The organism is Pseudobdellovibrionaceae bacterium (assembly GCA_019637875.1).
Taxonomy (GTDB): domain Bacteria; phylum Bdellovibrionota; class Bdellovibrionia; order Bdellovibrionales; family Bdellovibrionaceae; genus JAHBUW01.
Genome location: JAHBUW010000003.1, coordinates 304,645 through 328,152, shown reverse-complemented (window position 1 = coordinate 328,152; position 23,508 = coordinate 304,645). Strand labels below are relative to the sequence as shown.

Below are 23,508 nucleotides of genomic sequence, written 5' to 3'. Positions count from 1 at the left end.
ACGATGTTTGAACTCTCGGCCGAAGGCCTGCAAAAAGTGAAGAAAGAGATGACCCGCTACGAGACCGTCGAGTCGGCGATCATCCCGTCCTTGTACATCGCGCAGAAAGAAAACAACGGCTGGATCAGCCAGGATGTGATCCGTACGCTGTCGAAAGTGCTGGGTCTTCCCGAATCGCGCATCAACGAAGTGTTCACGTTCTACACGATGTTCAATCAGAAGAGCGTCGGTAAGTACCATGTGCAAGTTTGCCAGACGCTGAGCTGCCATGTGAATGGCGCGCAGGATCTGGTGAACCACATGTGCAAAGAACTGAAAGTGAAAATGAACGAGGTCACCGCCGACGGGAAATTCTCGATTTCGCGCGCGGAGTGTCTGGGCAGTTGCGGAACCGCGCCCATGATGATGGTCAACGACGAGTACCACGAGAACCTCACGCCCGAATCCGCGATGAATCTTTTGAGGAGCTTGAAATGAGCGGAAGCATCAATTGCACCCACGTTCCGGGTCAGTCGAAACTGCTATCGGAGTTCTACCACCTGGACGAGTTCCGCGGTCTTGAGGGCTACAAGAAAAACGGCGGTTACAAGACGCTGGAAAAAGCCCTCAAAATGCAGCCCCAGCAGATCATCGACGAAGTGAAGGCTTCGGGCTTGCGCGGCCGTGGTGGCGCGGGTTTCCCGACCGGCACCAAGTGGAGCTTCCTGCCGAAAAACAATGAGCCCCGCTATCTTCTCTGCAACGCGGATGAAGGCGAACCCGGCACGTTCAAAGATCGTCTGATGATGGAGCGCGCTCCGCACCAGTTGATCGAAGGCATGATCATGTCGGCCTTCGCGATCGGCTCGAAAAAGTCCTACATCTACGTCCGTGGCGAGTACTACGTCTCGATCCGCATCTTGCTCGCCGCGATCGAAGAAGCGAAGAAGGCCGGTTACCTCGGCAAAAACATCCTGGGCTCGGGTTTCGACCACGAGATGGACGTTTATTCGGGGGCGGGCGCTTACATCTGCGGTGAAGAGACCGGGATGATCTCGTCGCTCGAAGGCCTGAAAGGCCAGCCGAAGCTGAAACCGCCCTTCCCGGCGGTGCAGGGTTATCTGCGCAAACCCACCATCGTGAATAACGTTGAGACGCTCGCGGCGGTCATCCCGATCATCCGTGACGGCGCGGCGGCTTACCGCAAATTCGGCACCGAAAAGTCGGCGGGCACGAAGCTCTTCTCGATCAGCGGCGCGGTCGTGCACGGCGGGAACTTCGAAGTGCCCCTCGCGTATCCGCTCAAAGATTTGATCTCGATGGCGGGCGGCCTTCGCCCCGGTCGTCAGCTGAAAGCCGTGATTCCCGGCGGAAGCTCTTCGCCGGTTTTGACCGCGGAAGAAGCGAACCGCGCGACGCTCGACTACGAATGTCTGGCGCAGATGGGTTCGATGCTCGGTTCGGGCGCGGTCATCGTGCTGGACGATACGACCTGCATGGTCGAGGCGCTGGCGAATTTGACTCATTTCTATCATCACGAATCTTGCGGTCAGTGCACGCCCTGCCGTGAAGGCACGGGCTGGTTGGACAAGATCGTCCATTCGATCCTGTCGGGCCGCGGCCGTCTGCAAGACATCGATCTTCTGGTGAAAGTGGCCGACAACATGAAGGGGCGCACGATCTGCGCGCTTTCGGATGCGGCGGCTTTGCCGGTCATCAGCTTCGTGAGCAAGTTCCGCGACGAATTCGAGTACTATGTGCGCGAAGGTCGTTCGAAAGTTAAAGGGGTGGCGTATGCCGAAATGCACCATTAATGGCGTCGAGCTCGAAGTCAAAGAAGGAACGACGATCATCGAGGCCATGAAAAACAATGAGCAATCCATTGCTCACTACTGCTGGCACCCCGGTTTGTCGGTCGCGGGCGTGTGCCGCTTGTGTATGGTCGAGATCGAAGGAAATCCCCGCCTGCAGATCGCGTGCAATACCGTGGTCACTGAAGGCATGAAAGTGAACAACACTTCGGAAAAGGTGAAAGACGCCGCGAAGTGGGGTTTGGATTTCCATTTGATCAATCACCCCTTGGATTGCCCGATCTGCGACCAAGCCGGTGAGTGCGGTCTGCAAGACCAGTATATGGAATTCGGGAAATACAATCCCGAGATGGCCGAAAAGAAAGTCAAAAAACACAAGGTCGTCGATCTGGGACCCACCGTGGTTCTGGATTCCGAGCGTTGCATCCTGTGTTCGCGTTGCGTGCGCTTCACCGAAGAAGTCACGAAGACGAACGAGCTGGGGATCTTCAATCGCGGGGACCACGCCGAGATCGGCACCCACGACGGCGTCGAACTCGACAATGCGTACTCACTGAATACGGTGGACATCTGCCCGGTCGGCGCGCTGACCGCGAAAGACTTCCGGTTCCGCCAACGGGTTTGGTATCTCAAAGATGCGCCCACGGTCTGCACCGGCTGCTCGACGGGCTGTAACGTTCGCGTGTACTTCAACAAAGAAGGATTCTTCCGCGCGAAGCCGATCTACAATCCCGACGTGAACGGTCACTGGATGAGCGATTCCGGTCGCGACTTCTACAAGTTCGTGAACCGCGATGCGCGTTGGCTGAAGGGCCGTCGTCTGGGCAAAAACGGTTGGGAAGAGCTCGCTCCCGGCGCGGCGGCGAAAGAAGCCGGCGCGGTCGTGAAGGCGGGGGGCTCGTCCGTGGCGCTGGTCTTGACGGGCCAGTACACCTCGGAAGAGTACGAAACCATCATCGCGAACTTCGTCTCGAATGTCGGTACGAAAAACATCTTCCATTGGATCAACAATCCCGAAAGTTTCGAAGCTTTCGATGGATTGCTGAAACGCGGGGACAAGAACCCGAACACCAAGGGCCTGTTGTCCGTGCTCGCGCAGCACGGGATCACCGCGGGTTGGAATGACCTGGTGGAAGGCCTGAAGTCGAAGAAGATCAAAACCGTCGTCGTCGCCGGTCCCGAAAACTTCTTCGTCTTCCCGGACATCGAAGAAAAAGTGAAGCTCTTGAGCCAGGCGGAAAACCTGATCTGGATGCAAAGCACGAAGAACGAGTTCGTCGAAAAACTGAGCTCGGGCAATGTGTGGCAGATTCCCATGAAGTCGTACTTGGAAAAGGACGGCACCTTCGTGAACTTCAAGGGCCTGGCCCAGAAGATCAAAAAGGTCACCACCATCGTGAACGAAGCCCTCAGCCTGACGGACGCGGCCCAGCTGCTGACCGGTCAGAACCTGATCTTCCGCGCCGAGCCTTCGACTTTCGTGGAAGTCCAGAAGCCTCAGGACCGCGTGACCGTGGAAACGCGTAAGAAAAACGAATTCGTCTTCCGTCGGGGGTCGCTGTGAGTGTTGTTGAACGTTCGGGTGAACTTCAGAAGTGGTACCTGCCCGGGATTCTGGGCGGGCTCGCCATCACCGGCAAACACTTGATCAAGAACTTGATCAACAAAAAAGGCATGCCGGCCATCAACTATCCGGAAGAGAAGCACGAGTATTCGGCGCGCTTCAAAGGGAACCACGTCCTGACGGTGAAGAAGGACGGTTCGCTCCGTTGCACGGCGTGTATGTTGTGCGCGACGAACTGCCCCGCGGAATGCATCACCATCGTGGCGTCGGAACACACCGATCCCACGGTCGAGAAATTCCCGATCAAGTACGAGATCGACATCCTTCGTTGCGTCTTCTGCGGCTTCTGTGAAGAGGCCTGCCCTGTCGACGCGATCCGGATGGGCCCCGAGTGGCAGACCCCGTCGCTTTCGGGCGGTCAGTTCAATTACGGGATCGAGAAACTCGCCTACCGTCCCCAGCTCAAAGGCGGCATCCTTTCGGTCGTCGACGACGAAGAAAGACACAAGGCGGGAATCTAGAACTCCACGCTTCAGCAAAGAAACGAAAAACGCGGGCCCAAGGGTCCGCGTTTTTATTTGAAACTGGCCCCTTTGCGTGCGCATCCAAACTCCCGGAGCGCTTCCGAAAGGCTTTTCCTTTCGCTCACTTGGGGCGCGGCCCTCCTGGCCTCGCCGCAGGGTCTTACGCCATCCAGGCGCTGCGGAGGCCCCAACTGACCGAAAGGAAAAGCCTTTCGGAAACTCCATGGATTTCGAACGCGCACGCAAAGGGGCCAGTTCGTTTTTATTTTTGGGGAGTGCGAGGGACCTAGCGGCCGGAGCAGTAAGACGTGTGCAAAGCCAGACCTTCGCTCATTTCGCGTTGGATGGCGTCGCGCTGGCGTAGATTCGGATCGGCGCCCAGGGTTTGATTGACGATCAGGTCCCGTGATTTTTTGCAGTCGTTGTACAGGATGTTTTCCAGATCCAAGAGGACCTTGTTCACGTAAACGAAGGTGGCGTCAAAACTCGCCGAACCTTTGTTGAACTCTTGCTGCAAGCGGGTTTGCAGGCGTTCGAGTTCGGCTTTGCGGGCTTGGGGGTCATTTTGATTTTTCAAACGCTCCCGGGCGTCCTGCACGGTGGCGCGCACTTGGGCCGTGGTCATGCGACCGCCGCTGGCGAAAGCCTGCATGCTGAAAAAAACCGTCAGTAGAATCAGGATCAGTGATTTCATTTGATCACCCCGCAGCTGCCGTTCACGCGGCGTTCGAGCGATGCCAGGTCGTTTTGGGTTTTGGCCAGGAAGCGGGTGGGCTCGGCGGGATCGCGTTGGCCCTTCGCGCGGTGCCAGCTGGCGGTGTCTTGCTGCATGGCTTGCAGGAACGCGCCGACATTGCCCGCGCGTAAGCTCGCTCCGTGACGGCTCAATGAGATGCGCAGGATTTCGCCCATGCCGCCCGAACCCACGTTGTGTCCCCACACCAGAAGTTGGTGAAGGAGCGTCGTGCGGGCCGCGCCGCTCACGCCCGCGCGGTCCAGTTGTCCCGCGACTTGGTCGTAGATCAGTTTCATATGCGCCATCGAGTACATCAGATTCAGCTGCGGATTTCCGTTCTGCAATGCCAGGCGTTCGCAGCCGTTGGCCGTCGAGCCCTGCATCGGACGGTATTCCGATTTCGCGAGCTGCTGGCAGGCGGGATTGGAGCTGGATTTGATGCGTGCCTGGATCGTGCCGAACTCTTCGCGATTGATGTGTTGGATCGCGCCTTGGGTCAGCTGTCCCATGCCGCCGGCTTCCGTTGACGAGACCGAGTTCGGGACGAAACCCGACTCGTGATTGATCAACTGAAAGAGGGCACGGCGCAAAGAGGCTTTCGCCTCGGCGTTATTTTCGGTTCCGGGATCCACGTAGCCCGCCAGGCACTCCGAGGTCAGCTCGAAAGCCGAAGCGACCGCGCGGACCATACGTTCGGAAGCGCAGGGGCGGTTCACGCGTTGGCCGTAACCGCCACTTCCTTGCGAGCAATAGTTGAAGCGTCCACCCGAGGTGCGCATCCGTTCGGCCATGCAGGTGACGGTGGCATTCGAGGGTGTCGCGTCTTTCAAGGCCTGCATCGCCGGTAAGTTCCCGCCGGCGAGAACGTCCTCGAAGTAGCCATTCTGATTCGAGCAGCGTTCGAAGCGGGGATCCTGGGTGGTGCTGGTCAAACAAGAGGTACAGGTCGCCGGGGGCACGCCCTGAACACCCGAGGTGACTTGGTTCACGCGGGCGTTGAGCGCACCGGCGCGTTCGGCGGTGGCGCGCAGCTCGGCGTTGGTGTCGTGATTTTTTCCGGTCGAGTCTGACGGCATGCCTTTGATCAGTGCGCCCGCAACCTGCAACATCATCGGCAGCAGATTGGGATCTTGGGTGTTCGGTGCGGGCGGGGGCATCACGACCGGCGAGCCCGTGGGAACGGATGCGCTCAAACCGCGGACACCGGAAGGCAGTGATGTCGTGGTCGCGGTGCCGCTCGGCGTGGTGACGGTGGACGAAGGAACGCCGTCGACCGCGATCGAGGGCTGCACGCTCAGGCCGCCGGTGACGCCGGGATCATCCACGCGCAGCGCGCGCTTCGAAGCGGGACGAATGTGACCGGCGTTGGCCATCGCCACGCTCGGTGTGAGGGCGGCGCTCGTGGTGCGTGCCGGGGCTTGCGTGCGGGTCGCGACGGGGCCACGGGCCTGAGTGCCCTGATAGTTCGCGAGTGTGAGCAGGGGGAAGCCCAGCGCGGCCAAGAGCATCGTGATCCGGCAAAGTTGAGTTGTTGACGACGGGAACCCCATGCCGTCAGAGAGTGCAAGTCGACCGCCAGTTTCCCTCGGACAATCCCTTGATATGACTTGGGAAAATGCGTCTCAACGAGGGACGAATGAGAGGCGGACCCACGAGGGCCCCTTTTCGTCCGGGGGGCCGCAAAGGATTGACGCCTCAATTCGAGACATGACTCGCCCGCGTGTTTCCGGTGAAATGCAAAGTGATGAAGATCGATCTTTTGCGCACGCACACTTGGGAAGATTGGAACGAGGGATTTCGCTCGGAGTTTCCGATGAAGGCCGACGAGCACGGTCGGATGTACCGCGGTCTGGAGCATGCGGTGTGCGAGATGGTTTTGGGGACGGCGCTCTTTTTTTCGCACAAACCGCAAGTGGCGATCATCGAAGGCGAGACCTGGGCTTTCGAAGCGGTGCTGCCGCAAATTTACAAGATGGGTTTTCAGGTGCAGGTGATTCCCGCATCGCAGCTGCCCGCGCCGGGAGCGCCCGCGGCCGATTGGCAAACTTGGGCCGAGTCGCTTCCGCGTGAAACCAATTTCGTGATGTGGGCGGAAGATCATCCCGTCACCGGCGCGGACTTCGGCCGCGAACTTTTGGACGTCGCGCTCGGCGCGAAACGGATTTTGTCGATGGCGGTCAGCCACAGCGCGCACTTTTTCCGACCCCGCGATGTTTCACCCTACGGCGTGCGTATCCAAAGCCTGAGCGAAGAGTATGCGTGGGCGCGTTTGGGTGCGCGCGTGCGCACGCCGCCGCTGTTCGCGCACCGGATGATCTGGGGCGCGAACGAGCGCGCGCAGGTCGAGAAGATTCTGAGCCTGCCCCGGCGCGAGGACCGCGCGGCGGTGGAAGACGCGGAACGTTTGATGATCTCGAAGTTCGGTTTTCGCGAATGGGGAATGGCGCGCCGTCTTTACGATCGCGTGGCCGTTTGGCATCCCGACCGCAACGGCGCGGCCGTGGCCGAACTTCTGAAGCGCGCTTTGCAATTGCCCCTCGATTCGGAATCGGTGACGGGTTGTGAGCATCCGGTCTTGCCGGCGTTCACGCAGTGGTGGCAGCCGATGCCTTCCGCCGATGAAGTGCGCGGGCTTCTGCTACTGAGTCCCGACCTGGTCCGACACCCGCTGTTCGAGGACAAATTGCGCGAGGCCATGGACGCCACGGTTTTCGAGCTGAATCCATGAACAAGAGCGTGAAAATGATCGTGCTCAAGCGGATGAAGTGGGCGGAAGCCGACTTGATCATCCACGGGCTTGAGCCCAACGGCGCGCGTTTGCACTGCCTGGCGCGCGGAGCGCTGAAAAGCCGCAAACGCTTCGGGGGCGGTCTGCTCGAACCCACTCACTATCTCGAGTGTCAGGTTAAAATGGCCGTGCGGGAAGACGCGCTTCATTCCTTAGAGGACGCGCGCCTGCTCGAGGGTTTCGAGGGCTTGCGTTCGGACTACGATCGGTTGAACCTCGCGCTACGCTGCCTGGACGTGATCGACCGCTCGAATCCCGGCGACGTCTTCCCCGAGATTTTCAATTTACTCGGCAATTCGCTTAAAACCTTGGCCGATGGCGCGAACTTGGCGCGCGTGGAAGCGCAGTTCGGTTTGAAATTCCTGAAGCTTCACGGAGTCCTGGAATTCGACGAATGGATGGCGCCTTTTCTCGAGCAACCCATCGCGACGTTGGCGGGAGAGTCGGCCTTTCCCCAAGTGCCGACGCCGAAGCGCAGCTGGCTGAGCGAACAAATCAAACGCTACGTGCAGTCGGCTTCACTTTAGAAATTCTGATCCCAGCTCAGGAACGTCATGAGCGTGTACTTATCGTAGGTGTAAGCCTCGATCGAGTTGTTCTTTTGGTAAGTGAACGCGACGTTCACGAACAGCAGCTTCTCGAGACCGCGGCGGGCGGCCAGGGTCACGCCGAGGTTGTTGTCGGTCCGACCCGAAGTATGCTCGTTGTAGTTCGAGTTGTAGTAGCCCAGGCGGGTCGTGCCGCTCCAGGTGTCGTTGATCGGGTGCAGATAGGTGAGGGCGGTATCGATGCGGTTATAACGTTGATTCTCGCCTTCGGCATTGTTCTTCGAGTAACCCAAGTCCCAGATGAGCGCTTTAGTTTTCTTGGCGTCGAAGAACCAAGCCTGCGATGACGAGAGCGACATTTTGGTCGCCGATTGATTTTCCTCGTCAGTCGACGCGATCTGCGAGTTGTCGCGGCGGAACTCCAGATTGTAGGTCGAAAACCAATCCTCGTTCATGATGAAGGTTTGGTCGACATCAAGGACCGTCGAGTTCAGGATCGTCTCGCGCGTGCCTTCGCCGTCGGCATTCATCTGAACGTTCTCGTAACTCGGGGTCAGGCTCAGTTGGTAGCCTTTCCCGAAGGCATCCGCTTTCCAGCGGTAAGGAAGGCCGAAGATCGCCTGCAAAGCGTCCGTGTTCTGGAACTCGGTCTTCGATTGGAACTGCTTGTCCTGCGAATACATGTCGTTCACGGACAGCTGCGCGGACAGTTCATGGCGCTGCGAATAGATGGGGCGATATTCGACCGAGCCGCCGTACATCCAGCGGAAGCCGTTCAGATCCGTCGGGGCGTTCGCCGCGCTGATGGACAAGATGTTCGAATCGTAAATCAGTCCGAGCTGGGCGTTGATGAAGAACTTGGTCTTCTGCATCTCTTGGAATTGGCGGATGTTCGCGATTTGTTCCAGGTAAGCTTCGGATTGTTTGTCGAGTTGCGGGTCTTTGGAGTGATCCAGCACGTACTCGAAGAGACCTCGGGCGGAATCGTAGTTTTCGTTTTGGTAGTCGATCACGCCCGCGAAGAAGCCGGCCGCGGGACTGAGCTGGGGATCGTTCGCGTTTTTCACGTCCAAGAACGATTTGTACGCGTTGTTGTACTCTTGCAGCTTGAGGTGATTCAATCCGCGGTAATAGTTCACTTCGGCGGGATTGACCTCGCCGCCTTTCACCAAGTCCAAGATCACGAGCGAACGATCGTACTTTTCCAGTTTGAAAAGCGTGACGCCGTACTGGAAGTAATACGTTTGATTTTCGGGATCTTCGTTCACGGCCTCTTGGAATTTCTTTTCGGCGCCGGCGAACTCGTCTTTCTTGTAGAGCTCCATGGCTAGGGTCGCGGCATCGACCGCGCGCTTCTGGCGCAGGGCCTTCGCGTTCGCGTCCATCTCGGAGGCCTTTTGACGGGCTTCCGCGATGCGGGCGGCTTCGGCTTGCTCCATCGCCTTACGTTCGTTTTCGGCTTTCAGTTCGGCTTCCTGGCGGGCGCGGCTTTGTTCGGAAAGACGGGCGGCCTGCGCGGCGGCCATGGCGGCGCGGTCGACGATCTGGCGGCCCGTTCCCGTTTTCAGGTAACCTTGGTAGGCCTCGAGCGCTTGATCTTTCGTATCGTAAACCGAGATCGCCTGCATCGAGCGGTTTTCCAAGCGCAGGAAGTAGGGTTTGCGCAGCAGCTGCCCGTCGCGAATCATTTGGTTCACGACCTTCATTCCCGCCGCGCCTGACGCGATCGACGGGGGAACCACGTAAACTTCGGGGGACATCTCGGGGTCTTGGTTTTGTCCGCTGACGAAGTTGAGTTGGTAATAGCCCAGGAAAAGTCCCGTGTCGCGACCCGTTTCGGTGACTTCCACTTGCGCGGTCCGACCGGTCTTGGCGTCGCGGATCAGCAGCGTGGAGGTTTCGACTTTGCTTTTGTCTTTGTTCCAAGCGTCGGAGTGGTAATCCAGGCGGAGCGGTTTGCGCACGTCCACGCGAACTTTGCGGGCATCCTCTTGCGCGTGGGCGCAGGACAGGGCGAATGCGATGGACGCGAAAGCGATGGATGGCTTCATGTGGAGCTCCCCAAATACGGAAAGAATGAAATCTTTCAACAGTATAGGGAGCACGCACGAAGGGGGCAAGCCAACCCCCGTGGAGGACTAGTCGTCGTTAACAGCCGGTACCGGGCAGGCAGATCTCGACGCGGACCCTGGACTTTTGGTTGCGGATCGCATTGTCCACGAAAGGGTTCGGTGTCGGCGCGACGACGGGCGCGGCGGTCGGCGGTTTGTAAGTCGTGGGCACCTTAGGAAGTTCGGGCGCGACTTTGATCTCGCGCGAGATGCTTGTATCAAGATCACGCGAACTGATCATCGAAACCGGAGGAACCGAAGCGGTCGTGCGTGCGGGGGAAGTGCTTCCCTCTCCGGGACTCGTTGTCGGGTTCGGTGTAGAACTCGATGTCGAAGCGGGGGGCGTGGCGGGTGCAGATTCTTTCGCGGGTTCCGCTTTCGCCGCCTGATCTGCATTTGCGGGTCCGGGCGCAGGGCCGTCGGCTTTCGCTTCGTCCTTCTTCGGCTCCTGGTCTTTCGCCGGGGCCGCGGCGGTCGCTGCGGGGGCCGCCTCAGTCACGCCGCCTTTCGCGGTGTCCGCCGAAGATTCTTGATTCGCATCATTCAGCTGATTTTGCGGAACGGTTTGCGGCGTTTGGACTTTTTGCGTCTCATCCACGTCGGCGCTTTGTCCGGGACGGACGAAGACCGCTTTCGTGATCGAGCCGTTCGCGCCGGCGACCCCCACGGCCACCAGACCCTTGAAGGTCATGACGGTCGTTTTGCGTGTGGTCGGGTTATAGCCCGCGATGAAGTCGGTTCCGCGAACGCCGGCGACGGCGGTGGGGGTACGTACGTTGAACTTGTTCTTTTCACCGTCGTACTGCTGCTCGACGCTCGCGCGGACTTTACCATAGTCGACTTTCAGTTCGACGTTGCGGCTGTCTTTAGCGGGGTTGTTTTCGTACTTCGCGATGGTGACTTTCGAATCCGGCGAAACGTTGATGACGTTCTTATCCGACATGATGATCTTCGCACGCGAATCCGCGCCCGATTGGATCGCGTCGCCCGCGTAGACTTTGAAGCCCACTTTCGCGGTCTCGACCTTGCCGGATTTCGTGGAGTTCACTTTGATGTCGCCTTTGACGACCATCATGGTTCCGTAGACTTCGGGTTGCGCGTAAGAGTAGTCGCCGCCCATCATGGAAAGGGCGATCAACGCTCCGGCGCTCGCTACGAACATCGTGGTGAACTTGTTCATCGAAGTCTCCTCTGCCCTTCGCGCAAGTGGCGGACGGCTCTCTCTTTTTCGGAGTTCGCGGACCTGAACTTGACGTCGAGTTCGCTCTTGAGACGGTCCCCCGAAGCGGGTCCTGTTTCAAGTCGACACGGGATCCTCAAGAACCGATCAAGCCGGGCGTTTTTTATTCGGAGAACTCAAAGGATGGCGTGCCTCGAGGGTGCGGGCCAAATCGTCCATCGAGACCTGGGTGTACTTCTGGGTCGCGACCAGACTCGCGTGCCCCAACAGCTCTTGCAACGTACGCAGGTTCGCGCCGCCCGAGAGCAGATGCGTGGCGAACGAGTGGCGAAGGGCGTGGGGATGCAGCGGTCGTAATAGGCCCGCTTCGCGCGCGAGGCGACGGATCTTCTCGTAGGCGTTGCGCGGATCCATCGCGTCGGCTCCCCAAATGAAGTCGTCGGGGGCCAGGGCCTCTTCACGCGTCTTCTTGATCAAGGCCTCAACCGCGCGCGAGGGGAGGGCGACCAGGCGTTCTTTGCGTCCTTTACCCAAGATGCGCAGCACGCGCCCGCGGAAGTCGATGTCCTTCACGCGCAGGCCGCAGGCTTCGCTGACCCGCAGGCCGCCTCCGTACATCAGAAGGAAGAGGACTTCGGTTTCCAGGGCCTCGGGCCGCTGATCTTTCTCTATATATTGAAGCAGCACCAAGGCCTCATCGACCGAGATGAAGTGCGGAAGTTTGCGCGGCACCTTGGGGCTGACCACGCGCCGGGACCAGTCCTCGTTGATCAGCTTTTCGTCGAACAGATAAGAGAAGAACGACTTCAGCGTGGCGGCTTTGCGGTTGCGACTGGCCGGTGCGAGATGCTTCCAGCGCAGCTGCACTTCGCCGATGCGATCGCGCAGCTCTTGTAACGAGTTCATTCTTTCGATCGATTGTGACAAATCTCGGCCATAGGCCTTCAACGTATGAGGTGATGCGGATTTGATATTCTCTTGATATTTCAAGAACTTATCAACTAACGACGAAAGAGGCTGGAGACGCTTTTCGTCACTCATGAAAGCTCTCCCTCTGCAGAAAATTCGAAGCTTGGAAAAAAGTTCTTGTGATAATTCCATGGTCCAGTTACATTGCACCGCGTTGCTGCTGTGTGTCGAAGTCGCGAACGAGTGACTGAGATGTCGGCAGCCACCCCAAGAGTTGAACGTTTGTAGGAAAGGTGACTCCCATGTCGAACGATAACCACGCTCCGATTCTTCCCGCTTCGCAGAACTCGAAGCAGATCATGTGGCAAACCCCCACAGCTAAAATTTTAGAGACAAAGACCATCGTCTATCAATCCGAGATCATGAATGGTCTCATGAAGATGGTCGATCGCGTGGCTCCGTCCACGGCGAACGTCCTGGTTCTCGGTGAATCCGGAACCGGTAAAGAGCTGATCGCCCGCGCGATCCATGACCGCAGCCAACGTCGCGGCCGTGCTTTCGTCGCCATCAACTGCGGCGCGCTCCGTGACACGCTTCTGGAAAGCGAACTTTTCGGACACGAAAAAGGTTCGTTCACCGGCGCTTACCAAAAGAAAATGGGACTCGCGGAAGCCGCGAACGGCGGAACTCTGTTCCTCGACGAAATCGGTGAGCTCGCTCCCGCAATTCAGTCGAAACTTCTGCGCTTCCTGCAAGAGGGCGAGATCTTCCGCGTCGGCGGCAAGGATCCCGTGAAAGTGGACGTTCGCGTGATCTGCGCGACGAACCGCGACCTCGCCAAAGAAGTCCAAATCGGTAACTTCCGTGAGGACCTCTTCTATCGGATCAACACCATCATCCTCGAAGTGCCGCCGCTCCGTCGTCGTAAAGAAGACATCCCGGCGCTCATCAACTACTTCCTGTCGAACGGTGGCAATGCGGGTCTTTTGAACCGCGGTCGTCAGATGGACGCGGAAGCGATGCAGTCGATGGTGAACTACGAGTGGCCCGGTAACATCCGTGAGCTTCAGAACGTTTGCGAACGTCTGCAGATCCTGGCGGATGGCCACACGATCATGTTCAACGACCTTCCCGATAACGTGCGCACTCCCGAGAACAAGGACGAAACCGGTGAGTACGATCCCCAAATCACTTTGGCGGAACTCGAGAAGCGTTACATCCTGAAGGCCCTTGTTCACTTCGATGGGAACAAGACTCAGGCGGCACAAGCTCTTGGGATCACGATCAAGACGCTCTATAACAAACTCCACGAGTACGGTGAGTTCGAGCGTTTCGCAGTTCACTCGCGTCCGAAGGCGTAAGCCTTCCGCGCGGGTTCAACTTCTGGGAATAAAAAAAGGGACCCGTCGGGTCCCTTTTTTTTGAGGCACGTCCTTGAAGCACGTCACCGCTTCGCGGTCGACGGATTCGCAAACTGTGCCGAGTCACTCGACTCTCGGCGACTCAGAAGTAGCCTTCGTCTCCGTGAGTCTGGTCGACTCTCGGCTACTTAGAAGTAGCCTTCGTCTCCGTCGTCGAGGTCGTCGTCGTCGGAATCGTCATCATCGTCGTCGTCCGCGTCGTCCAACTTTTCGAAGTTGTCCTCTTCGGCGTCGTCGCCTTCTTCCCAGCCTTCGGCTTTGGGAGCGGCACCTTCTTCGCCTTCTTCCATGTCGTCATCCGACTCCATGTCTTCGAGGCCGCCGGCTTCGTCACCGAATTCGTCGAGCTCGTCCATCAAGGGCTCAGCAGCGGGAGCCATCGCGGCGGCCATTGCTTTTTTCTTGTTGTCCTCTTTTTTGGGAGCGGGCGAAGCCTTCGCTTTCGGCGCGGCCTTTTTCGGAGCTGCTTTTTTCGCGGCTTTTTTGACCGTCTTTTTGGGAGCGGCTTTTTTAGTCGCGGCCTTTTTCTTCGGAGCGGCCTTCTTCGCTTTCGCTTTAGCGGCTTTTTTGGGAGCTGCTTTTTTGGCTGCGGTTTTCTTTTTGGGCGCCGTTTTTTTGGCCGGCTTGGATGCTTTTTTCTTCTTTGCTTTTGCCATGGTGTTGTTCCCCTTAAGTCACAAACTGGACCAAAAAATCGGTCTAAACTCGAATGAGCTTAAGACCAATTTTATGGGTCATCAATAATTATCTGGGAACGGCCTGCGGTGCCGGATTTCCGGTCACCGCCATAGGAGAATCTGAACATTTGCTTCAACGAAAACGAAGCGTGACGCCCTGGTCCTACCCTTAGTAGCGGATGAGTTCGTCGATCAGGATCGCGACTTCACGGGGGATGCGGCTTGCGACATAGACGCCACTGTTATGCGTTCCGCGATTGGCGACGACCGCAAAGTAGCCAACGACCTGAGTCTTGTCCTGGTTTTTGACCGGGAAACCCAAAGACGGAAGGATGACCCACTGCTCGGGCAGTTTGAAGTCGGGGGTCTCGACGAAGACCGCGGCGGCATTGGCGCTGATATAGAGGTGCAGGCGGTACTTCATGTTCTGGGGGAACGAGATCGCGAAGCCCCGGTTTTCACCCACGGGCATGAAGGGGAGCGGATCGCCGTTGGGCAGGGTGTTGTAATTCGAAAGCGAAGAGCCCTTGACGATGTACTTGAGCGGGATGCGCACGGCCATCGACGAGGTGCCGTCCGGCTGAGTCAGCGGGAAGATCGCCGCGCCGGGAAGTTCCGGGATGGGCATCGAGGCGACCGGCATCAGGAAGATCGGGGGGAGGGGCATCACCAGGACCAGGGCCTGATTCTCGGCATCGATTTGAACGACGACTTGGCCATCGTACTTCCAGCCGTCGACCGCACCATCGGTCTTCTGGCGGATGTCGTCCCAGCTACGAACGGGATTCGAGTTCCCGCCGCCGCCGTTCCCACCGCCATCGCCGCCGTTGTCCTGTTGGTTGTTGTTCCCGGCGATCTCTTGACCGAGGTCATTCGCGGTCAAGCCTTGCGAGCAACCGGCACCGGCGATCAAAGAGAGTCCGGTCAAAGCCGCGACCGCGGCGGATTTCAGATTGAGGATATGGTTCATCGTGACCTCCCGGGGTACACCTGTCCTTTCGGCCGCAAGGACCAAGGTCTAAAGGCAAACTCCAGATATCACTGACTTTTCTTCGGCAACAGTTCGACACTTCGCCGCGACTTTCGCGGTGGAGGGGGACCATCGGTCACGCGTTCGACACTTTCGCCGAACCTCGCCTCCCAAATAGAAGACCCCGCCCGGAAAACCGGACGGGGTCATGTTGACGAGCAGGGCCGCTGACGTTTTAAGTCCGCGGATTTTTATCAGCCGATCAGTTTCAACGCCAGTTGGTTGACTTGGTTGGCTTGCGCCAGAGTCGAAGTTCCCGCCTGGAGCAGGATGTTGTTACGAGTCATCTCCGAAGACGCCATCGCCACATCCGTGTCACGGATACGCGAGTTCGCCGCCGACATGTTCTCTTCCAACACGCCCAAGTTATCTGTGGTCGATTGCAGACGGTTCTGCAGGGCACCCAGATTTGCGCGGTAGCCGTTGACCGAGTTCTGAGCGTCATCCAAACGAGTCAGTGCCTCTTGAGCACCTTCCTTCGTGGTGTAGTCCAGGCCCGCCAAACCCAAAGCGTCCAACTGTGCGTTGTTCGCCGAAGAGTCGAACTGAATACGATCTTCTTCGGGGTTGTTGTAGATACCGACTTGGAAATCAAAGTAAGGCGTCTGACCGTCAAGCAGGTTGGTCGAACCCCATTTGGTCGAAGTCGCGATACGTTGGATCTCAGACTTCAGCTGCTGAACTTCCTTATCCAAGAATCCGCGCTCGGTGGTACCAACGGTGTCCGAAGCGGCTTGGATGCCCAGTTCACGCAGACGAGTAACGATGTTACCGATTTCGTTCAGTCCGCCTTCCGCGGTTTGAACCATCGAGATCCCGTCGTTCGCGTTACGGTTCGCTTGGCGAGCCGAACGGATACCGGCCTTCAAGCGCTCGGAGATCGCGAGACCCGCGGCATCGTCCGCCGCGATGTTGATCCGGCTTCCCGACGCCAATTGCGCCATGCTCTTACCGATCGCGCGCTGGCTTCCTTGCAGGTTACGTTGCGCATTGATCGCAGACAGATTCGTAGTTACACGCATTCCCATTTAAAAGTCCTCCATGAGTCTCAAAAAATTGAGATTCTAAAAAATTAAAAAACACAAAAATTTAAAAAATTAAAAAAGTAGAAACGATGAGTGAACAATCCATGTTCGCAGAACCCCTCGTCGTTGAGGGCGGCGTCCCGGCCGATTCTTTACTGTAGAAGCGCTCAGACAGGCTTCGGCAGTTCGATCGAAATCCATGTCGACCGATGTTCTTCCTTGAATCCTCCTTCTTTGGATAAGTGGAAGCTCTTGCTTCCGACGAACCCTCAATCCTTAAGGGTTCTTCAAACGCGTCATTGCGTTGCCCCCTACGATTCGGGATTTGAGTCGGAACCTTGACAGGACGAGAGACCGGAAATGAAGGACCCGCGCGGTTTTTGGACTCGCGAGCGTCAGAAAAGAAGGAGGGATGAAGGTCCCGGATTTAACGTGAGTGGGCGTTTTCAGACGGGCGAAGGTCGCGGGTAAGTCGACTTTTCTCGACCGAGGTCCGCTCCGCCGACCGAAGTCGCGGCGTCAATTTTCAGATCGAGACAGGACGAAGGTGAGTGTCAGAATTCAGTCGATCTCTTGGAAGCGACAAAGGGCCATGCGACCCGAGAGCGTATACTCGCGGAGCTGCTCGGCCCGGCGGTGGTGCGAGGTCTGGTAACCGATCGTGCAGAGTTCGGTGACGTGATCGAAGTGCGTGCAGTCCTCGCAGGCGTACGGAAGTTTGAACTTCATGTAATCGCCGGGGTGGACGGGGTCCTTCTTGATGGATTTATTGAGGCGCTTCGGCGTATGCCGCGGGCCTTTTTTGGGTTGCATGGGGCTGATTTAGCTTCGTTCCGGGGCGGGGGCAAGGAAGACTTGGCCACGGGGGGCTTTCCCCTTACACTTGGACCGATGGCTACACGCACTTTACAAAATTGGCTGGATGAATACGGAGTCAGTCACCGCAATCGCCGCAACGTCTTGATCCATAAGGTCTGCGTGCCCGCGATCTTCTGGAGTCTGCTCGGCTTCTTCTTCGGGCTTCCGTACGTCGTGGCGCACGCGGTGGGTTACACGATCATCCTGGCGGGACTCGTGTTCTACGCGCGGCTGGGAGCCAAAGCTTTCGGCCTTATGTTGATCGTGGTTTCGCTTTGCCTGTTCAGCTACCAGCTCTTGATCGCGAACGAAGCTCCGCTCTGGCAGATCTCGCTTGGCGTTTTCGTGGTCGCGTGGATCGGTCAATTCATCGGTCACAAGATCGAGGGCCGGAAACCCTCGTTCTTCCAAGACCTGCAGTTCCTGCTCATCGGCCCGCTTTGGGTGTTCTTCGGCCGCCGCGTTTAGCGCCGGGCGTCCGTCGGCTTCATATTCAGCCAATCCGCGAGTTCCCGCTGCGACTCTTCCTCTTGCGTGGGGGCGTCGTTTGCGTCCGCGCCGATCCAGGCGGGGCGCCGCTCTTGTTTGGCGCAGCCTTGATGCCAGTAGGCCGCCGTTCCTTTGTTGCGCATGTCCAGAACGTCCTGTTTGGAGGGGTAAACATAAAGCGCCATCGCGCCTTCCTCCGACTGCGCGCTGAGCGAAAGCGGGTCGACCGTGACGCCGCTCGCGGGGATGGTGATGCAGCCGTTCGAATAGCGGGACCGATCGGTTTGCCCGATGTAACTGCGGCCGTTGCTAAAGGTCGTCTGGTGAATGCCGACGCCGCGGGGGCCGGCGTTGTCGTTTTCGCCCGCGTCCAACCCCAGCAGCTCCACGAAGGGGCGCTCGGTTCCGCGCTGACGGGTGACGTTCTGGGTGACGTAGTTCCCGCCCGCGGTCAGGCAGTAGCCCGGGCGATTGCCGAAGTAGATCGCGCACTCGCTCGACGTGTTCCGGTAGACGTGATCCTTGCAGTTGTCGCCGAGACCGCTGCCGTAGTTCGTGGGCATTTCGGTGATTTTCGTGACGGGCAGGGCGCAGATTTGCCAAAGTTTTCCGTGACCGCCCGGGGTCGTCATGTCGGCGGCCATGAAGCAGTGGCGGTCGGTCTTTCCTTGGCGCTTCATCTCGAGGAAATTTTTGAGCGCGCGATCGAAGATGACCTCCGGAACGCCGGCGGCGATCGCTTTCTTTTTTAGGTTCGCGATCTCGGCGGCATTCAGATCGTTGGCGCCACGGCGACGGGGCGTCTCTTGCCCTCCGTTCGCGGGCGTGGCTTGGCCGAGTGAGCCGTTCGTCTGTTGTCGTGATTGCTCCGTGGGCGTGAGGGTTTCACGTCCGCTGGGGCGAAGCCGCGCGTACTCGGGATCGCCTTTGACGAAGCAACGCGCGCCGATCTGCAGGCGGTCCGCGCTCGCGTACTGCGTGCGGATGATGTCGCCGTTCGGGCAGGTGAAGACCGACTCGGCGGTGCAGTTTTTAGGAACGGAAAGATGCTGGTAGAGTCGGGGATTTTCGCCGGGTTTCATCCGGATCTGGGGGCAGGTTTCGGCCCATGAGGTAAACGGGATCAAAAGCAGGCTGAGGAACAAGAAGCGCATCCAACCTCCAAGGTCCCCACCCGGTTCGATCAGGCTAACACGACGATTTTCGCGGTGTCTCGCGATGAAACGGTGAAAATCTCCTTTGGACGGACGATGTTTGGGAAAGCAACTTGACGAAATCACAAGGGGAACCCATGTTTTGTACGGAAGGGGCTTCCCCTTCTTTCAGGAGAAACCATGGCCCAAGACATCGAAAAAATGACCCGCAAAAGCCAAGAGGCGATGCAGGCCGCGGTCGGCCTGGCCGAGAAAAACACGAACCCCACGGTCGAGCCCGAGCACCTTTTGCTCGCCTTGGTCGAGCAACCGGACGGCATCGTTCCGCGCTTGTTTGAAAAACTGAACGTGAAAATGCCCGCGCTCCTGCAAGAGCTGAAAACCCGCGTCGATAAAATGCCGCGCGTGTCGGGCGGGGGTTCGAAGCCCTACGCCGGTAATCGCCTCGTGCGCGTTTTTCAATCCGCCGAAGCCGAGTCGAAGAACATGGGCGATACCTATATCTCGACCGAACACTTCGTGATGGCGATTCTGGACGGCGCGGATCCGGATACGTCGGCGCTTTTGAAGAAACATGGACTGAAGTTCGGCGAACTCAAAACGGCGCTCACCGAGATGAGAGGAAAGCAGACCCACGTGACGGACGAAGACCCCGAAAACAAGTACGAAATTCTGACCAAGTACGGACGTGACCTGACCGCGCTCGCGGCCGAGGGGAAACTCGACCCCGTCGTCGGCCGCGACGAAGAGATCCGTCGCGTGATCCAGGTGCTGTCGCGCCGGACGAAAAACAATCCCGTGCTCATCGGTGAACCCGGCGTCGGTAAAACCGCGATCGCCGAGGGCCTCGCCTTGCGGATCATCAAAAAGGACGTGCCCGAGTCGCTTCACGGCAAAAAGCTCATGTCCCTGGACATGGGCGCCCTGGTCGCGGGCGCGAAGTACCGCGGGGAATTCGAAGACCGCCTGAAAGCCGTCATCAAAGAGGTCTCGGAAAGCGCGGGCGAGATCATCCTGTTCATCGACGAGATCCACACCCTGGTCGGCGCGGGAAAATCCGAAGGCGCCATGGACGCGGGTCAGCTCTTGAAACCGGCGCTCGCGCGGGGCGAGTTGCGTTGTATCGGCGCGACCACGCTCGACGAATACCGCAAGTACATCGAAAAGGACCCGGCGCTCGAACGTCGCTTCCAGACCGTGCTCGTGGACGAGCCCACGGTGGACGAGGCGATCACGATCCTGCGCGGACTCAAGGAAAAGTACGAAGTCCACCACGGCGTGCGCATCATGGACTCGGCGCTCGTCGCGGCGGCGAAGCTTTCGCATCGCTACATCACGTCGCGCTTCCTGCCGGACAAAGCCATCGACTTGATCGACGAAGCCGCCAGCAAGATGTCGACCGAGATCGGCTCCGTGCCGGAAGAAATCGACGAGATCGAACGCAAGCTCATGCAGCTGCGGATCGAGAAAGAGGCCCTGCGCCGGGAATCCGACGAGGCCTCGCGCGAGCGTCTGCCGAAAGTCGAAGTCGAGATCAAGGACCTCGCGGCGAAAAACCAGCTGCTCCGTGAGCAGTGGAATTTCGAGCGCGGCGGCATCGACACGATCAAAAAACTCAAAGAAGAACACGAGACCGTCAAGAACGACATCCAGAAAGCCGAACGCAACGGCGATCTGGGAAAAGCCGCGGAACTCAAATACGGCAAACTTCCCGAGATCGAGCGCAAGCTGCAAGAGCACGAAAATCGCCTGAAGGAGTCGGCGAAGGGCGAGCGCATGCTGAAAGAGGAAGTCGGCCCCGAAGACATCGCCGAAGTCGTCGCGAAGTGGACGGGCGTTCCCGTCTCGAAACTCATGGAAGCCGAAACGCAAAAGCTCCTCACCATGGAAAAGAAGATGGCCGAACGGGTCGTCGGGCAAGACCACGCGCTGACCATCGTGGCGGATGCCATCCGCCGCGCCCGCGCCGAGATCTCGGATCCGAACCGTCCCATCGGCACCTTCCTGTTCCTGGGCCCCACGGGTGTCGGTAAAACCGAAACCGTGAAAGCCCTCGCCGAGTTTCTGTTCGACGACGAGCAGGCGGTCGTGCGCATCGATATGTCCGAGTACATGGAGAAGCACGCGGTCTCGCGCCTGGTCGGGGCGCCTCCCGGATACGTGGGCTACGAAGAGGGCGGTCAGCTGACCGAAGCGGTTCGCCGCAAACCCTACTCGGTGGTGCTGCTCGACGAAATCGAGAAGGCCCATCCCGACGTTTTCAATATCCTGCTCCAAGTTTTGGATGAAGGACGTTTGACGGACGGGCAAGGCCGCACGGTGGACTTTAAAAACTGCGTGCTGATCCTGACCTCGAACTTGGGCGCCATGGCGCTGATCGATCCGTCCCTGAGCGAAGAGGAAAAACGCAAAGCGGTCATGGAGACCTTGCGCCAAAGCTTCCGCCCCGAGTTCCTGAACCGCATCGACGAAACGATCCTGTTCAAGTCACTCGGCGAAGAACAAATCGGCGGCATCGTGAAGGTGCAGCTCAAAGCGGTGGAAAACCGCCTGAAGGCTCGCCGCATCCAGGCCGACTTCACGCCGGCCGCGGTCGCCCTGCTCGCCAAAAAGGGCTACGATCCCATGTACGGCGCCCGCCCGCTGAAACGCGTGATCCAGCAAGATCTGCTGAACCCGCTGTCGAAGGAGCTCATCTCGGGCACGATCAAAAACGGCGACAAAATCACGATCGACGCCGACGTGACCGGCGAACTGAAGATCAAAAGGTAGCCGGGGGCGCCTAGCCGCTCACTTCTTGAAACGCGCCGCGCGAATCCCCGGGGCGCCGAAAGGTACCACGTACCGCGTGCGGTACGTGGTACCCCGCGGAATCGGTAGGGTACCATCTACCTTGCTACGCAGGGTAGATGGTACCCTAAGCCGCATGAAGCCCGTCGTCCTCATTTCTTTTGCCGCGACCGATGCCACGCTGGAACAGGCGCGTGCGAAATTTGAGACTTGCGGAACCGGGACCGAGGCCATCGACCGGGATGCGCTGATCGAGATGGCGAACGCGAAGAAAGCGGACGCGCTGCTGATCGGGTTTCAGAACAAGTTCGATGCCGCCGCGATGGCGAAGCTTCCTGCGAAACTTAAGGTGCTGGCGACTTGTAGTGTGGGCTTTGACCACATCGATGTGCAGGCCGCGCGCGCCAAGGGGTTTGTCGTCACAAATACGCCGGACGTGCTCACCAGAGCGACGGCGGATCTGGCGATGTTGTTGATGCTCGGGGCACTTCGCCGTCAACCGGAACAGCGTGAGTTGCTCGACGACGGCTGGGGCCGGGCGCTGGGGCAAAACGAGATGCTCGGACGCGAAGTGAGTGGCCGCACGCTCGGCATCCTTGGCATGGGGCGCATCGGCCAAGCGGTCGCGGACCGTGCCCGGGGCTTCGGAATGAAGATTCTGTACTCGAACCGTCGCCGACTTCCGCCTGCGGAGGAAAAAGGCGCGACCTACTTCAAAAACTTCGAAGAGATGCTCCCGCACTGCGAGATCCTGTCGCTGCACGCGCCGGGCGGAAAAGAGACCGACGACATCATGAACGCGCACCGCTTCGGCTTGTTGCCGCAAAACGCGGTTTTCGTGAACGTCGCGCGCGGTTCGCTCGTCGATGAGAACGCGCTTCTGCAAGCGCTGGAGCGTGGGCACCTCTTCGCGGCGGGGCTCGACGTCTACAAGAACGAGCCGAACCCCGATCCGCGACTCCTGAAGCATCCCCGCATCATGGCGACCCCGCATACGGGAAGCTCGACGCGCGAGACCCGGGACGCCATGGGACTTCTCGCTATCGCTAACATTCACGACGTCCTGACCGGAAAACCCGCACGTTCCGAGGTCCGCCCTAAATAAAGTTCACGCCAACGGAAGCCTCACTTGCCGCACCCAGGGCTCCTTTCCTAGGACGAAGCCATCCTTGGAGGGACACCCATGAAATCCGTTTTGACCCTGATCGCACTGCTTCTGGTCGCGGCGACAAGCCACGCCCGCGCCAACGTTCAATTCCGCTGCGTCGCCGTGAGCGGCAAAAGCATCAAGTTCTACACGACGGTGTGGAGCGAGTACGACCGCATGAAGGTGAAGTACACCGACAGCTACTACGGAAACGGCGGCAACTACGAGCCCGACCTCGATCGTCAGTTCGAGATCCGCAAGGACGGCGCGAAGTACGTCGCCGACGTTCCTGGCCTCGGCAACGACAAGATGCAGCTCGTGATCGACACGACCCAGTCGGCGCGCCTCTCGGGTGGCAAAGAGTGGGGGAGCCGTTCACGCGTTCACCCGGCCACCTTCCAGATCGGCGACGGCAAACCCGCCGCCATCGTTTGCGAAGTCGCGTACTAAGAACGCGCGAATATCAGTCGCGTACTAAGGACGCGCCAACAACCGCGTACTAAAAGAAGATCGACACTCCGTCGGAGTTTCCGCCCGCAACATAAAGCTTGCGGGTGCGAGTTCTCCGAATCCTGTCAAAGCCGCAGCCAGCGCGGAGAAAAAGTAAATCGGCGGATTTTTTCCGAAATGATTGATTCCGCCCACTTAGCGCGCCTCATCTTGGCGCGCGGTTCATGAATTCCCAGTCCCCGCGCGGACTTCCACCGAACTGGACCGACGTCTGGAATCATCCTCAAATGAAAGTGAAGGCGCTCCGAAGGGAGTGA

At 58.7% G+C, this 23,508-nt stretch carries 21 protein-coding genes; 11 read left to right on the top strand and 10 right to left on the bottom strand.

Annotation, left to right across the window (positions count from 1 at the left end; all coding sequences use genetic code 11):
• Nucleotides 1-3: 3 nt before the first annotated feature.
• The 4 genes from nuoE to KF767_06330 are packed head-to-tail and all read left to right on the top strand — an operon-like array spanning nucleotide 4 to nucleotide 3,875.
• Complete coding sequence (gene nuoE / locus KF767_06345) at nucleotides 4-477, top strand: NADH-quinone oxidoreductase subunit NuoE (GenBank protein MBX3017486.1); 474 nt, start codon at nucleotides 4-6, stop codon at nucleotides 475-477.
• Entirely contained in the window at nucleotides 474-1,793 is a 1,320-nt protein-coding gene (gene nuoF / locus KF767_06340; GenBank protein ID MBX3017485.1) for an NADH-quinone oxidoreductase subunit NuoF, read from the top strand. The genes nuoE and nuoF overlap by 4 nt, the downstream gene beginning before the upstream one ends.
• On the top strand, nucleotides 1,774-3,354 hold the full coding sequence (locus KF767_06335; GenBank protein ID MBX3017484.1) for a (2Fe-2S)-binding protein: 1,581 nt from the start codon (nucleotides 1,774-1,776) through the stop codon (nucleotides 3,352-3,354). The genes nuoF and KF767_06335 overlap by 20 nt, the downstream gene beginning before the upstream one ends.
• Nucleotides 3,351-3,875: an NADH-quinone oxidoreductase subunit I gene (locus KF767_06330; protein ID MBX3017483.1), complete on the top strand. Its 525-nt coding sequence runs from the start codon at nucleotides 3,351-3,353 to the stop codon at nucleotides 3,873-3,875. The genes KF767_06335 and KF767_06330 overlap by 4 nt, the downstream gene beginning before the upstream one ends.
• A gap of 289 nt (nucleotides 3,876-4,164) precedes the next feature.
• Here the strand turns inward: KF767_06330 and KF767_06325 are convergent, their stop codons facing one another.
• The gene (locus tag KF767_06325) at nucleotides 4,165-4,572 is read right to left on the bottom strand and encodes a hypothetical protein (GenBank protein ID MBX3017482.1); all 408 of its coding nucleotides are present in this window, start codon (nucleotides 4,570-4,572) and stop codon (nucleotides 4,165-4,167) included.
• Nucleotides 4,569-6,164 (bottom strand): transglycosylase SLT domain-containing protein, encoded by a 1,596-nt coding sequence (locus KF767_06320; protein MBX3017481.1) that lies wholly within the window; start codon nucleotides 6,162-6,164, stop codon nucleotides 4,569-4,571. Before KF767_06320 ends, KF767_06325 begins: the two co-directional genes overlap by 4 nt.
• A gap of 191 nt (nucleotides 6,165-6,355) precedes the next feature.
• On the opposite strand from KF767_06320, the gene KF767_06315 reads away from it, so the two are divergent.
• Nucleotides 6,356-7,342: a hypothetical protein gene (locus tag KF767_06315; protein MBX3017480.1), complete on the top strand. Its 987-nt coding sequence runs from the start codon at nucleotides 6,356-6,358 to the stop codon at nucleotides 7,340-7,342.
• Entirely contained in the window at nucleotides 7,339-7,929 is a 591-nt protein-coding gene (gene recO / locus KF767_06310) for a DNA repair protein RecO (protein MBX3017479.1), read from the top strand. The genes KF767_06315 and recO overlap by 4 nt, the downstream gene beginning before the upstream one ends.
• On the opposite strand, the gene KF767_06305 is transcribed toward recO, so the two are convergent.
• The 3 genes from KF767_06305 to KF767_06295 form a co-directional block, all read right to left on the bottom strand.
• Nucleotides 7,926-10,001: a hypothetical protein gene (locus tag KF767_06305; GenBank protein MBX3017478.1), complete on the bottom strand. Its 2,076-nt coding sequence runs from the start codon at nucleotides 9,999-10,001 to the stop codon at nucleotides 7,926-7,928. The genes recO and KF767_06305 overlap by 4 nt on opposite strands.
• A 97-nt stretch (nucleotides 10,002-10,098) precedes the next feature.
• A complete protein-coding gene (locus KF767_06300; protein MBX3017477.1) occupies nucleotides 10,099-11,241 on the bottom strand; it encodes a FecR domain-containing protein in 1,143 nt (380 codons plus the stop codon).
• A gap of 147 nt (nucleotides 11,242-11,388) precedes the next feature.
• Complete coding sequence (locus KF767_06295) at nucleotides 11,389-12,282, bottom strand: tyrosine-type recombinase/integrase (protein ID MBX3017476.1); 894 nt, start codon at nucleotides 12,280-12,282, stop codon at nucleotides 11,389-11,391.
• Between the two features lie 227 nt (nucleotides 12,283-12,509).
• Between KF767_06295 and KF767_06290 the strand changes: the two genes are divergently transcribed.
• Nucleotides 12,510-13,511: a sigma-54-dependent Fis family transcriptional regulator gene (locus KF767_06290; GenBank protein ID MBX3017475.1), complete on the top strand. Its 1,002-nt coding sequence runs from the start codon at nucleotides 12,510-12,512 to the stop codon at nucleotides 13,509-13,511.
• Between the two features lie 188 nt (nucleotides 13,512-13,699).
• Here the strand turns inward: KF767_06290 and KF767_06285 are convergent, their stop codons facing one another.
• From KF767_06285 to KF767_06270, 4 genes are all read right to left on the bottom strand, one after another.
• The gene (locus KF767_06285; GenBank protein MBX3017474.1) at nucleotides 13,700-14,227 is read right to left on the bottom strand and encodes a hypothetical protein; all 528 of its coding nucleotides are present in this window, start codon (nucleotides 14,225-14,227) and stop codon (nucleotides 13,700-13,702) included.
• 190 nt (nucleotides 14,228-14,417) lie between these two features.
• The gene (locus tag KF767_06280) at nucleotides 14,418-15,218 is read right to left on the bottom strand and encodes a hypothetical protein (GenBank protein MBX3017473.1); all 801 of its coding nucleotides are present in this window, start codon (nucleotides 15,216-15,218) and stop codon (nucleotides 14,418-14,420) included.
• A gap of 254 nt (nucleotides 15,219-15,472) precedes the next feature.
• On the bottom strand, nucleotides 15,473-16,306 hold the full coding sequence (locus KF767_06275; protein ID MBX3017472.1) for a flagellin FliC: 834 nt from the start codon (nucleotides 16,304-16,306) through the stop codon (nucleotides 15,473-15,475).
• A gap of 558 nt (nucleotides 16,307-16,864) precedes the next feature.
• On the bottom strand, nucleotides 16,865-17,116 hold the full coding sequence (locus tag KF767_06270; protein ID MBX3017471.1) for a hypothetical protein: 252 nt from the start codon (nucleotides 17,114-17,116) through the stop codon (nucleotides 16,865-16,867).
• A 78-nt stretch (nucleotides 17,117-17,194) separates the two neighbouring features.
• Between KF767_06270 and KF767_06265 the strand changes: the two genes are divergently transcribed.
• Entirely contained in the window at nucleotides 17,195-17,629 is a 435-nt protein-coding gene (locus KF767_06265; GenBank protein MBX3017470.1) for a DUF962 domain-containing protein, read from the top strand.
• On the opposite strand, the gene KF767_06260 is transcribed toward KF767_06265, so the two are convergent.
• Complete coding sequence (locus tag KF767_06260) at nucleotides 17,626-18,804, bottom strand: murein L,D-transpeptidase catalytic domain family protein (GenBank protein ID MBX3017469.1); 1,179 nt, start codon at nucleotides 18,802-18,804, stop codon at nucleotides 17,626-17,628. The genes KF767_06265 and KF767_06260 overlap by 4 nt on opposite strands.
• A gap of 201 nt (nucleotides 18,805-19,005) precedes the next feature.
• On the opposite strand from KF767_06260, the gene clpB reads away from it, so the two are divergent.
• From clpB to KF767_06245, 3 genes are all read left to right on the top strand, one after another.
• Nucleotides 19,006-21,576 carry an ATP-dependent chaperone ClpB gene (gene clpB, locus KF767_06255; protein ID MBX3017468.1) on the top strand — a complete coding sequence of 857 codons (2,571 nt, stop codon included), beginning with the start codon at nucleotides 19,006-19,008 and terminating at the stop codon, nucleotides 21,574-21,576.
• A 154-nt stretch (nucleotides 21,577-21,730) separates the two neighbouring features.
• On the top strand, nucleotides 21,731-22,699 hold the full coding sequence (locus tag KF767_06250) for a D-glycerate dehydrogenase (protein ID MBX3017467.1): 969 nt from the start codon (nucleotides 21,731-21,733) through the stop codon (nucleotides 22,697-22,699).
• A 78-nt stretch (nucleotides 22,700-22,777) separates the two neighbouring features.
• A complete protein-coding gene (locus KF767_06245; protein ID MBX3017466.1) occupies nucleotides 22,778-23,191 on the top strand; it encodes a hypothetical protein in 414 nt (137 codons plus the stop codon).
• Nucleotides 23,192-23,508 lie beyond the last annotated feature (317 nt).